Genomic DNA, 12,663 nt, shown 5'->3' with positions numbered 1-12,663 from the left:
TGGGCACACGGCTCGGCACAGGCCACCGGCAGGCGCACAGCGCGGGCGGCACGGTGCCGCACCGTTCCCGCGCGCATGTTCGATGCGTGACGGTTGCACCCGCGGCAAGCTGTCGCCAGCACGGGCGAATACCGGCTCACGTTCGACGACAGTGAAACCACAGCGAAGCGTATGCCCGACAAATTGAAAAGGCTGGCCGCGCAGGCTGCCGCCGTTGGCCGCAAGCCGTTCGACCCGGCCCGGGTTCGGCGCCAGCAGTACGCGCTGCTGTACGGTGGCGGCGTGGCGATCACCGTGTTCATCGTGCTGTGTGCGTTCCTGGTCGTCCGGCTTGCTGTCGGCGACTACGTTGCCCAGATGCGCTCGTCGTTCCTGCGGGAAGCGGCGCAACTGCACGGCGAGTTGCAGGTGACGAAGGTGCTGCTTGGACGATTCGCCGACAACATGACCGCGGCCAACAGCAACCCCGAAGTGGTGCCGCCGTCCGATCTGCAAACGCTGATCGATAACGGCGGCAGACTGGATTGGCCGAACCCGTACGGGAAGTCGAGGGTCGTCGGGTTTGCCGATATCTCGCCGGGGCATTCGCCTGCTGCGTATCTCCGCTATATCGGCGCGCTCTACCGGATGGGCCACGCCGTGGCCACGCCGTCGCCGGTTTCGATTGCACTGAGTTTCTCGGCTTACCTGATTGGCGTGAACGACGACTATCTGGTGTTGTTCGGCGCCGAACTGGCCGCGCGGGCTCCCGCGCGACTGGCCCCGTCCGATCTGCGGGCGCTGGCGCGACGCCTGGAACCCACGGGTGTCGATGACCGCGTCGTCATCGAGACGCGCGACGATCCGTTGCTTGGCAGGCCCGTGACCCGGATCGCGCAACGGCTGCGCAACGTGAACGGCGAGCCGTTCGCTTGGCTTGTTTACAACGGGCGCCCCGAACTCGACCGGATCATGGCGCCGCAGGCCCCGGACGAAGAGAAAGTGCTCGTCGACACGAGCGGGCATATCGTGATGGGGCGGCCGCATGACAGCGGAGTCGTCGCGCGAATGCTCGATCGCGTGCTGAATCGGGATCGTGCGCCAGCCATCCCGCATCGCATCGGCGGCCGCTTCGTGCTGGGGGATCGCCTGCCTGGGGCCGACCTCGTGCTGATCAAGAGCGTTTCGTGGCAAAGCGTGGCGATGGCCAATGCCACGCGTATCGGCATCACGTGCGTCCTGGCGCTGTTCGGCATCGTGGTGTTGTGGACCGCGATCGTCCTGTTCGACCGGCGCGCGCTGCGTCCTGCCAATCGGCGCGCGGTACGACTGATCGAAAGCGAGGCGCTGAACCGCACGCTGATTCGCACGGCGCCGGCCGGCCTCGCGCTGCTGTCGCTCGCCGACGGCGACGCGATCGTGCGCAACGACGCGATGGCCGCGTACGACAATGCCGTGTCGGGCGCGCCGCTCGGCAAGCGGCTGTGGCACGTCTATCGCGACGCGGTGCGCGGCGGCGGCGCGCGCAGGCTCGTCACGCATGAATTCGCGATCGAGCGCGCGGAACACGGCACCGCGTATCTCGATGCGCACATGGTGCGCGCCAAGTACCGCGGCATCGACGTGCTGCTGTGCACACTGATCGACATCACCGCGCGCAAGGAAGTGGAGGAGACGCTCCGTGCGGCGCGTGTGGCCGCCGAGGACGCGAACAAGGCCAAATCCACGTTCCTCGCGACGATGAGCCACGAGATCCGCACGCCGCTCAATGCGATCATCGGCAATCTCGAGTTGATGGCGCGCGGGGCGCTACCGTCGGCGGAGCGGCGGCGCCTGAATACGGTCGCTTCGTCGTCGGACACGTTGCTGCGCGTGATCAATGACGTGCTCGATCTTTCGAAGGCGGAGTCGAACCAGATGGTGCTGGAAAGCATCCCATTCGATCTGCGTCGCCTGCTGGACGACGTGACCGCGATGTTCCGTCCGCTCGCGGAAGCGAAAAACCTCGGGCTTGCTTGTCGCGTAGCGCCGGAACTGGCCGACGGCTACGTCGGCGATCCGACCCGGCTGCGTCAACTGGTGTCGAACCTCGTCAGCAACGCGATCAAGTTCACGAAGCGCGGCGACGTGACGGTCGAGGCGCGGCCCGCGCCGGCCGGTGCCGGGGGAAGACGAGTCGAGATCATCGTCCGGGATACGGGCATCGGCATTCCCGAAGACGGCGTGTCGACGCTGTTCGACGTCTATATCCAGACCGACGCATCGGTGTATCGCCGCTTCGGCGGCACGGGGCTCGGGTTGCCGCTGTGCAAGCGCATCGTCACGCTGATGGGCGGTGAGCTGAGCGTCGACAGTCGTCTTGGCGAAGGCACGACCTTCGTGGCCGCGTTGCCGCTGTCCGAAGCCGCACCCGGGTGGCGTATCGACGTACCGGAACTGCCGGCGTTCGCGGATGCGGTGCGCGGTTATGGATCGGCATCGGAAGCGGATGACGAGTCCCGAGCGACAGCGGCGGCCGAAGCGGGCCCGCCGGGCCGGGAGGACGACGAGGAGCCGCTGCGTGTGCTCGTCGCCGAGGATCATCCCGCGAGTCGCGCATTGCTGCGCGACCAGCTCGACGCGCTGCATTACGACGCGACGATCGTATCCAACGGTGTGGAGGCAATGCGCGCGTTTTTCGAGCATCCGTTCGACGTCGTGCTGACGGATCTCGGCATGCCGGAACTCGACGGGTTCGCGCTGGCAAATTTTCTGCGGGAGCAGGGCGCGAAAGTGCCGGTGATCGCGATGACCGCGCACGCGACCGATGAAGACCGTCGGCGCTGTGAGCGGGCGGGCGCGGTGGAGGTCGTATTGAAGCCGTTGTCGATCACGACGCTCGAAGCGGTATTGCGCAGGCATGGCGGGCGGCGAGTGCTGGCGGGCGATACGCATACGCATGCGTCGGCGGCGCATGACAGGCCGCCGGTCGTGACCGACGAGATGCGGCAGACGTTGCGCGAGGCGACGCTGCGTTCACTGACGGTGATCGGAGGCGCGCTGGCGGCCGGCGAGATCGATCTGATAAAGATCGAATTGCACTCGATGCGCGGCGGCTTTGCGCTGGCAGGCGACACCGAGGCGAGTGACGTGTGCGCGCGTGCCGAAGGAACCGTGACCGAAGGCGGCATCGAAGCGATGAAGGCGGAATGGCAGGCGTTCGACGCGCGGATCGAATGCGCGCTGGCGCGGCTGTCCGGAAGCGGGTCGTGCGGCTTGCCGGAGCCGATCTGATTTACGACTGAATGTGGCGCGGCGTGGGCGCGCCACGATCGTCGATCCGCGGGCCGATCGCGTGGCACATTGCTCGAACAACGACATAGCGCAGTGCCGGAGAGCCGAGATTTGACTGTTCGGTCGAGCCGTTTCGGCGTGTGATCCGTTTCACAGCCGCGCGGGTCGACTTCACTTTTTTACGGCTGTTCTGAAATCTTCGAATGTCGACCGCCGTGCATTCCGGCATCGCTCGATGCCTATCGGGTGCTTGCGTGCCCCATTTTCCACCCTTGAATTCGACGCGCATGAACGCGTGATTGCGCACATCCGCGCGATGCGTCAGATGCCGATGCGTGCGCGGATGTCGGTTTCCGGTGTTACGCCGAACGGAACTCGCCGTGCGCCTTGCCGCTTCACTCCTTCCGTCGTCTTCCGATAACCGCCGCCATTGACCGCGAGGTGATCGCCATTCCCGATGCCCGGGCTTGCGTGATGCGCGTGGACGGGAACCCCGTCACCCCGGGAACCCCGTCACCCGGTGCGATCAGGGGGCGCGAGAATAATTAGGTTAACTTGACAGTCGGCGGGGGCGGTTTGCCGAAAAGACGAAATTCGTACTCGTACTATTTGTTTGAAGCGACATATAAAAATCGTCCTATTCCTCGTTTTGAGAGATTTCTTGAAAATATTGTCAGTGGAAATGATCTTCCACGCGGCGAATGCGGGTTTAGACCTTGCATTCATTATCGCAATACTCCTTTAAAACTGAGCGAAACCGAAATGAAAAAGATTGCAATGATGATGTCGGCCGCCGGCCTCGCATTCGCGGCGATGAGCGCTGCCCATGCTGCGGATGGCACGATCAACTTCACGGGCGAGATCGTCGCTGCGTCGTGCGGCATCACGGGCGGCAACGGCACGTCGGTGACCGGCGGCAAGGGTGACCAGTCGATCGACGTCAAGATGGGCAAGGTCAGCGTGGACGCGCTGGGCAGCACCGCCGGCGGCGGCATCGCGGCCGGTACGGCGATCAACCTCAGTCTCGATTGCGGTGCGACCGGTAAGGGCCTGAACACGGTCAAGGTGCGTTTCGATCCGGCCAGCGGTTCGGGTGTCGACGGCAACAACAACAAGCTGCTGAAGACCACCGGCACGGCCAAGGGCGTGGGCATCGGTATCTACAACGCCGACGGCGCGCTGCTGAACCTGGGCGCCAACGAAACGTTCGACGCACCGCTGGTCCAGGACGGTACGCCCGAAGCGCCGACCTACAAGGCCGACCTCGCGCTGCGCGCCGGCTACGTGAAGGCCGCCGCCGACGTCGAGGCCGGTACCGCCAACGGCACGCTGCCGTTCACGCTGACCTACGAGTAAGCCACCTCCGGGCGGGGGAGCGCCCTCGCCCGACTAACAGGATCCCAATCGACATGAAACGATTCCACTTTGCTGGGCTGGCCCTGGCCAGTTCGCTGCTGTTGTCTTCGGGCGCTTCGCTCGCTGGCGTCACGCTCGACGGAACCCGCGTCGTGCTGGCCGCGCCGAGCAAGGAGGCGTCGATTCTGGTCCGCAACCGCGCGCCGGCCGACGTGATGATCCAGTCGTGGATGGACGCGAGCGACGGGAAGGCGGACGTGCCGTTCGCGATCACGCCGGCGCTCAACCGCCTCGGCGCGGAGAAGCAGCAGACGCTACGCGTTCTCTACTACGGTCAGGGCCTGCCGGCCGATCGCGAGTCGGTGTTCTGGCTCAACGTGCAGGAAATCCCGCAGAAAGCCCAGGGCGACAACACGCTGCAGATCGCGGTGCGTCAGCGCATCAAGTTCTTCTACCGGCCCGCCGGCCTGCCCGGCAAGGTCGAGGAGGCGCCCGCGCAACTCCGCTGGAAGCTCGTGCAACGCAACGGTCAGGCACAGCTCGAAGTCAGCAATCCGTCGGCTTACTTCGTGTCGTTGGCATCGGTCAACGTGCAAAGCGGCGGTCGGGACTATGCCGCGGCCGCCGAGATGGTGCCGCCGTCCGCCACCCGCCATTTTGCCGTGAAGGATTTGCCGGCTGGCGCCGCCGCAGCGGGCGTCAAGGTTCACTTCGAATCGATCAACGACTACGGCGCAGTCGAACCGCACGACGGTACCACCGCTGGTTGACGCAGCCAGCTCGACACATCGCATTCCTCTTCATCTTCATTCTCCCCGGGCCGGTGCCGCGGGGCGGGGCACGTTCGCGCTTGCGATTTCGCTCAGGAGGTGAACCAACATAGAGAAAAGGTATGGAGAACGTCAGAAAGGAAGTGGATATCTGGACGCCCGCGCAGATCGGTGCGCCGTGCCTTGCGTTGCTCGGGCTGGTGCTGCCGGCGCAGGGCCATGCGGTGGAATTCAACGAATCCTTTCTGCGCAAGGGCGAAGCGCCCGTCGAGCTGAGCTATTTCGAGAAGGGCAGTTCGGTGCTGCCCGGCAGCTATGACGTCGATGTCTACCTGAACCATACCCTCGTCAAGCGCCAGGACGTCGTGTTCCGCGCGGATGCCGGCGGCGCCGTCAAGCCGGCGGTGACCCTCGGGCTGTTGCGCGCCGCGGGTGTCAACGTCGCGCGGCTGGAGAAGGACGGGCGCATCGCCGCGGGCGAGGACGACGCGACGATCGTGGACCTCCCCGCCGTGGCGGACGGCGCTTCGGTGGAGTTCGAAGCCAATACGCTTTCGCTGAACATCAGCTTCCCGCAGTTGTATGTGTCGCGTACCTCGCGCGGCTACGTGGACCAGTCGCTGTGGGACGACGGCGTGCCGGCCTTGTACAGCGACTATCAGGTCAGCTACAGCCGCAACGATAGCCACGGCCACAACAACGAGTATTACTTCGTCGGCTTGCGCAACGGCTTCAATGCCGGCGGCTGGCGTTTCCGCAACGAATCGTCGCTCACCGGCACCACGGGTGCGGGCAGCCGCTTTTCCAGCAACCGCACCTACGTGGAACGCGACATCCGGCGCCTGCGCAGCAAGGTGGCGGCCGGCGAACTGTATACGTCGGGCGACATCTTCGACAGCGTGCGCTTCGTCGGCGCGCAGATCGGCACCGACCTCGGCATGCTGCCCGACAGCGAAGTCGGCTTCGCGCCGGTCGTGCGCGGGATTGCCGAGAGCAACGCAATCGTGGAAGTGCGGCAGAACGGCTATGTGATCTATTCGACGCCGGTGCCGCCGGGCGCATTCGAGATTTCCGACATCTATCCGAGTGGCTCGAACGGCGACCTCGAGATCAGGATCACCGAGTCCGACGGACGCGTGCGCCGGTTCACTCAGCCGTACTCGTACCTGCCGGTCATGGTTCGTCGTGGCAGCCTGCGGTACGCGTTTGCCGCCGGCCAGTATCGCGTGCAGGGCCAGTCGAGCCCGAAGTTCACGCAGGGCACGCTGGTGTACGGCGTGTCCGACAACTTCACCGGCTACGGCGGGATCATCGCCGCGGACAACTACGTGGCGGCCGCCCTCGGCATCGGCATGAACACGCGCATCGGCGGCATGTCGCTGGACGTCACGACGAGCCGGTCGCGCACGTCGTCGGGCACGCGGCAAGGGCAGAGCTTGCGGTTCCTGTATTCGAAGACGCTGTATCCGACCAACACCACGTTCACGATGGTCGGCTACCGCTATTCGACGGACGGCTACCGGACGTTGAGCCAGCACGTGGAGGACACGGACCATACGTATGGGCCGAGCCTCATGCGTCAGAAGAGCCGCCTGGACGTGAACGTCAACCAGCCGCTCGGCAGCGGCTCAATGTTCGCCGGCATCGGCGACACGACCTACTGGAACGGTGAAGGACACAGCCGGCGCTTTCAGGTCGGCTACAGCAACAGCTACAGGAACGTCAGCTACAGCGTGTCGGCATCCCACATCCAGGAGTCGGGGCCGTTCGCGCGCCCGGACACGCAGTTCAGCGTGTCCGTGAGCATTCCGCTGGGCAAGGCGTCGAGTTCGCATCGCCTGTACGCGAACGCGGTGTCGTCGACCCGCGGCGACTTCAACGTGCAGACCGGCGCGTCGGGTTATCTGAACGACAGCAATACCGTCAACTACGGTGTGCAGGGCGGCTATAGCCGGGACGGCGGCGGCTCGGGCGGCGTCAGCGCGGGCTGGGATACGCCGAACGCGAAGCTGGCCGGCAACTTCACGCAGGACCGCTCGGGCCGGCATTTCGATGCGAGCGCATCGGGCTCGGTCGTCGTGCATGGCGGCGGTGTCACGCTCGGCCAGCCGCTTGGCGAGACGTTCGCGGTGGTCCAGGTGCCGAAAGTGAGCGACGTGACGTTCGGCGGAGCGCCGACGGTGCGTACCGACCGGCGCGGCTACGCGATCGTGCCGTATCTGCAGCCGTACCGTCAGAACTGGCTGAACATCGATCCGTCGAGTGTCGGCACGCATACGGAGATCACCGACAACGCGAAGATGGTAGTGCCCACGCGTGGTGCGATCGTGAAGACCCGCTTCGAAGCGGAGTCGGGCCGGCGCGTGCAGTTCGAACTGAGTACGGACGAAGGCGGCAAGGTGCCGTTCGGCGCGCAGGCGTACGACGCGAAGGGCAAGCTGCTCGGCATGGTGGACAACCAGTCGCGCTTGCTGGTGTTCGGTGTCGCAGACCAGGGCAGCATCGACGTGAGCTGGGGCGACAAGCAATGCACGATCGGCTTCGCGCTGAAGCCGCAGAACAAGGAACTGGCGTACGAGCGCGTGCAGACGCGATGCTCCGCTGGAAAGATGGCGGCGTCGAACTGATGCGCCGATTGCGAGGGTAGTGCAGAGCAAGCGCAGCGCGAATCCGACTGAATCCGCGGGGGCTCTTGCTTGCACCGTCGCGCACTAAGTGAAATGGAGGCGGCGCCGTTCATGCCGCAAACGACATGCTGAACAGACTATTTTTGTTTCTGGCTGGGTCATCGGTCGCCGTGCTGAGGGGCGCTCTCCTGGCGACATTGCTGCAATCGACCGCCGCGTTGGCGGATATCCATTTCGGGGGTTATACCCGCTTTGTCATGGATGAGAGGAATGGCAGAAAAAACATCGAGATCGAGAACGATGGTGACGAGCCGGCCCTCGTTCAGGTCAATATCGAGTGGGGAAACGAAAAGGCCGCGCCGCTCGTTCCCATTGCTGTTTCCAAGCCGCTGCTCCTGATCCCGTCGCGGAAAAGAGCTTTCGAGGAAATCATCTACCAGGGGGAGGGTCTTCCGGCCGATCGGGAATCCTACTTCACGCTTTCCGTGACGGAGATCCCGAAGAAGCCGGAAGGTGGCGACAGCCTTCAGTTCGCTGTGCGGCATCATCTCAAGTTCTTTTATCGTCCGCAGCTTTCCATGGATCCGCAAGAGGCGATTGACCGACTCAAATGGGTGCGCCAGCCTGGATCTGCTGTTCCGAGCGCGCACAACGATTCGCCTTATTTCCTGACGCTGACGGATATCAAGCTTCAGGACAGCACTGGAAAGACATGTGGGGAGACGCTCCGGCATTGGATGCTGGAACCGTACTCCACCAAACCACTACCTGATTCCGGATGTGCCACGGCGCCGGATGGTGTCGGCTACGTCTACATCAGCGACAGCGGATTCCAGCATCCACGCACGTTCGCACTGCAGTCGGCGCTCTGAATCCACTTGTATTTGGGGAATAGTCAATGAAATTTCACAGGATTCTGTTGCTGGCTGCAGCACTCATGCTCTGGATGCCTAAGAGTTATGCCCTGATCTGTACGCTTGCGGACTCGAAGGTGACGAGCGTTACCACGACCGTCGACACGACAGTCGCCGTTCCCAACACCCAGCCGAAGGGCAAGGTGCTCTGGCGACAACCCACTCAGACGACTACGATGGATTGTTGGGTGGATTCCATCAACCCCGGTGAATATGTCTATTTATATGTCAACCCGAAAGGAATCTCGCTCGGAGACGACCTGGAAATCGGCGTTACCTACGATGGGAAGGACTACCTCTATTCATCCTTGTCGGGGGGGAAGTTGAAGACCGACGTCTGGGTCGACGGTTGTTCGGTGAATTGCGGCTGGCAGAAGGCGCGAAAGACCTTCACGTACTCCATCTTTCTCGTCAAGAAGTCGCCGGCCGGCACGGCCAAAGAAGGGTCGATGACATCGATCACCGATTACATGGCCTTGCAATTCGACGGACAGGGAGGGACTCGCCTGGGCATGAGCTACAACATCACGGTCAAAGGTCTCGACAAGCTGCGTTATATCCCTTGCGAGTCGAAGATCAGCATCAGTCCCAGCACGATCAAATTCAGCGGAATCAGTACTGGCGGTTCGGTTCCGAAGCCGGACCAGGTGATCGTGCGAATGCCGTTCACGATTGCGGAGGTACGCACCTGCGCAAGCGGGAGCGCGGTGTACGGAGTCAATGCTTACTTGAGCCCGGTGAACGCGACGCTTGCCGATAGCGATACGACACTCGTGCCTTCGGACAACCCGTCTGTCGGCATCAATCTTCTCAGGGCGGACGATCTTGCACCGATTACTTTCCGGAAGGAGCTGGTCCTGACTCCGCCAACATCGCAACAATCCAACCTGCACCGCTTTCTGGCAAGTCTGAAGTGGCGCACCGGTACGCCGAAACTGGGCAAATTCAATGCCGGTGCGGCAGTGGAACTCTACTATAAATAGCGCGGGTAAGCCGGCCACACGCGGGGCGATCGCGAAGATCCGCTTCGGCACAGAGTCGGGCCGGCGCGTGCAGTTCGAGTTGAGTACGGACGAAGGCGGCAAGGTGCCATTCGGCGCGCAGGCGTACGACGCGAAGGGCAAGCTGCTCGGCATGGTGGACAACCAGTCGCGGTTGCTGGTGTTCGGTGTCGCAGACCAGGGCAGCATCGACGTGAGCTGGGGCGACAAGCAATGCACGATCGGCTACGCGCTGAAGCCGCAGAACAAGGAACTGGCGTACGAGCGACAGGCAGCGAGTTGTGTACGCGCCGGGACGGTCACCAGCGTCAAGTGAGCGTCATTCGGCGCGCGTGCTGATTTCCGCCACTTCCCGCTCGGGAATAACCGCTTGTACGGGCCGCGCATCGTGCGGCCCACGACTACGACGAGCTTTGGAAAGCCGGAAAACACGCAATCAACCATGGACACGGAAAAATGAAATTCATCGGTTTTTTGATTTTGGTTCTCTTGTCAAATTTTGCCCATGCGAAATGCACGGTCAAAAGAAGCGATAACGTAGTCGTGGATCATCTCGTCATCACGCTGCCGAAATTCTCTCCACCTGCATTTGATCCCAATATCGCTGAGGGAACGGTGATCTTCACGGCATCGGGGACGTCAACTGGATTGGGAGGAAAGGCGACATGCGACTCTGTCGTTGGCCAAGTCGGTTATTTCGGACCGGCAGGCGTTGCTCCGGGGAAATACAGCACGTATCCCACGCCAGTTTCCGGGGTGGGGCTTAGAATAAAAGGCGGTATCAATACGGATCAGTGGTGGCCGCAATCGACTACCGGGACCACTACTGTGTGGAACCTGGACGGGGCATCGGATTTTACGATTGAGCTCGTAAAAACTGGCGATATCACAGCGGCAGGCGTCTTGAGTGGAGAGATCGGTATGACTTATCTGGTTGCGCATGAAAAGAAAGTTCGTTCAATCGTGACGAATGGTTCGATAAATATCATTCCAAAAGTGCCGACCTGCAATGTGTTGACCAAGAATATATCGGTCGATCTCGGGAAGGCATTAACCGGTGATCTGAAAAACGTCGGTGCAACGTCATCGCCAAAATCCTTCGAAGTGCGTCTCAAGTGCTCTGGTGGGAATCCGGGCACGTCGACGAAAATGTTCATGACGATGACGGACTCGGCAAATCCCGCTAACGAGTCCGATACGCTCTCCCTTGCGGCCGGCTCGAAAGCCAAAGGCTTCGGCATTCAGATACTGCGTGGTTCGGATGACACGCTGGTCAGTTACGGTCCGGACTCTGCGGCGGCAGGCAATCCGAATCAATGGAGCATCGGGAGTTTCGGCAATGTCGACGTGACCGTTCCGTTCAAGGCTCGCTATGTGCGAACGTCTTCCACCGTATCGCCTGGCAAGGCGGATGGCGCCGCCACGTTCACCATGAGCTATCAATAAGCGGGCGCGCTTCCGGACTGCCGAAAGCTGGCTCGCATCGAGGACCAGAGCGGCATCGCCACGCGCCGGGGTGGTCATTCACGGTCGGCTATACGTTGAAGCCACGGAGTAAGGAACTGGCGTACGAGCGACAGGCGGTGAGCTGTGAACGGGGTGGAATGACCGTCAACGTCAAATGATTGCTGTTCGATGTGCGTCCTCGATTCGTTTCACCGCTTTCCTGGGAAAAATGATGCCAATACGCATATTATTGCTTTTTTTACTTACGGCGTTTTCGACTGCCTCTCATGCGATCTGCTGGTCGGGAAGTGGTAGCACGGCAATAACATTTCCTGCGCAAACGATTTCCGGTGCGCAAGATGCAATGGTGCCTGGAACGGCGGTCTCTTCCGGAGCGACCGATAAATCCTTGAGCTTCGGTCTATTGCAGATTGATACCAGCCTGACTTGCAATGATAGATCGGGAGTCGTGGGTATTATTTCCATTCCTGATACGGTCAAAAAGACTGCCGTTAGTTATACGCAAAACGGAGTCGAGCACGTTGTCTGGGAAAGCGGCGTGCCGGGTATTGGGATTGCCATGGCGGGCAGATTAAAAAATACTGGCGATTGGATCCCGATTGCATCCGCAGAGCAGAATATCGGGACGCTGAATGAACCATCGGTCGGGAGCCTTTTCATTTCGTTGCAACTCAGGGCTACCTTGGTCGCCACTGGGCGGGTGAAGTCCGGGAGCTATTCGATCAGAGTGAACCCAACTGCTTATATCAAGCAGAAATCGACGGCAAAGGAACTGCTTAGTACAGGTCTGGGAATCAACGGGACCGTTACCGTGAAAGCCGGGTCTTGCAATCTGACGAACGGTGCGAAGCAGTCCGTTTTGCTGCCGCAGGTATCGATTTACAGCATAGGCAGTCAGGATCCGAATGGCGTGTCGGAAGGTTCGTCTTCTCCTTTCTCGCTCGGATTGCAGTGCGATTCGGGCGTGAAGGTCTACGCGACGATGACGGACGCTTCGAATCCCCTGAATTCGACCGATACGCTGAGCCTTGGAGCCGGTTCGACGGCCAGCGGTGTCGGCATTCGGATCTACCGCGAGAATGAAACGACGCCTGTCAGCTATGGGCCGGATTCGGCGGCGAACGGAAATGCCAACCAATGGTATGTCGGTACGGCCGGATCGAACGGCGTGGTTGGGCTTTCGTTCGTGGCCAAGTACGCCAAGACCGGGACAACGATCACACCGGGATCGGTTGCCGCGCAAAGCACGATCACATTCTCTTACCAGTGACGGCCT

The 12,663-nt window shown here is 61.8% G+C and carries 10 protein-coding genes; 9 read left to right on the top strand and 1 reads right to left on the bottom strand.

From position 1 onward, the window contains the following. Positions 1-171 precede the first annotated feature (171 nt). Positions 172-3,252, top strand: coding sequence for a hybrid sensor histidine kinase/response regulator (locus PQB87_RS32475; protein WP_174415135.1), 3,081 nt, complete (start codon positions 172-174; stop codon positions 3,250-3,252). 1 nt (position 3,253) lies between these two features. Here PQB87_RS32475 and PQB87_RS32470 read toward each other — a convergent pair whose 3' ends face one another. Continuing rightward, complete coding sequence (locus PQB87_RS32470) at positions 3,254-3,541, bottom strand: hypothetical protein (RefSeq protein WP_174415133.1); 288 nt, start codon at positions 3,539-3,541, stop codon at positions 3,254-3,256. A gap of 473 nt (positions 3,542-4,014) precedes the next feature. Between PQB87_RS32470 and PQB87_RS32465 the strand changes: the two genes are divergently transcribed. The 8 genes from PQB87_RS32465 (at position 4,015) to PQB87_RS32430 (ending at position 12,657) form a co-directional block, all read left to right on the top strand. Then, positions 4,015-4,608 carry a fimbrial protein gene (locus PQB87_RS32465; protein ID WP_174415131.1) on the top strand — a complete coding sequence of 198 codons (594 nt, stop codon included), beginning with the start codon at positions 4,015-4,017 and terminating at the stop codon, positions 4,606-4,608. A gap of 53 nt (positions 4,609-4,661) precedes the next feature. Then, a complete protein-coding gene (locus PQB87_RS32460; RefSeq protein WP_174415130.1) occupies positions 4,662-5,378 on the top strand; it encodes a fimbrial biogenesis chaperone in 717 nt (238 codons plus the stop codon). 122 nt (positions 5,379-5,500) lie between these two features. Continuing rightward, positions 5,501-8,005 (top strand): fimbria/pilus outer membrane usher protein, encoded by a 2,505-nt coding sequence (locus PQB87_RS32455; RefSeq protein ID WP_489243312.1) that lies wholly within the window; start codon positions 5,501-5,503, stop codon positions 8,003-8,005. A gap of 125 nt (positions 8,006-8,130) precedes the next feature. Next, entirely contained in the window at positions 8,131-8,877 is a 747-nt protein-coding gene (locus PQB87_RS32450; RefSeq protein ID WP_174415127.1) for a fimbrial biogenesis chaperone, read from the top strand. Positions 8,878-8,903: 26 nt separating this feature from the next. Then, complete coding sequence (locus PQB87_RS32445) at positions 8,904-9,902, top strand: fimbrial protein (RefSeq protein ID WP_174415125.1); 999 nt, start codon at positions 8,904-8,906, stop codon at positions 9,900-9,902. A 79-nt stretch (positions 9,903-9,981) separates the two neighbouring features. Beyond that, positions 9,982-10,236, top strand: a complete 255-nt coding sequence (locus PQB87_RS32440; RefSeq protein ID WP_489243311.1) for a FimD/PapC C-terminal domain-containing protein — start codon at positions 9,982-9,984, stop codon at positions 10,234-10,236. Between the two features lie 140 nt (positions 10,237-10,376). After that, positions 10,377-11,366 carry a fimbrial protein gene (locus PQB87_RS32435; RefSeq protein ID WP_489243310.1) on the top strand — a complete coding sequence of 330 codons (990 nt, stop codon included), beginning with the start codon at positions 10,377-10,379 and terminating at the stop codon, positions 11,364-11,366. A gap of 175 nt (positions 11,367-11,541) precedes the next feature. Further along, on the top strand, positions 11,542-12,657 hold the full coding sequence (locus tag PQB87_RS32430; RefSeq protein WP_174415121.1) for a fimbrial protein: 1,116 nt from the start codon (positions 11,542-11,544) through the stop codon (positions 12,655-12,657). The last annotated feature ends 6 nt before the right edge of the window (positions 12,658-12,663 follow it).

This window comes from Burkholderia sp. KL41 (assembly GCF_057005415.2).
This window is presented reverse-complemented; position numbering and strand designations above follow the sequence as displayed.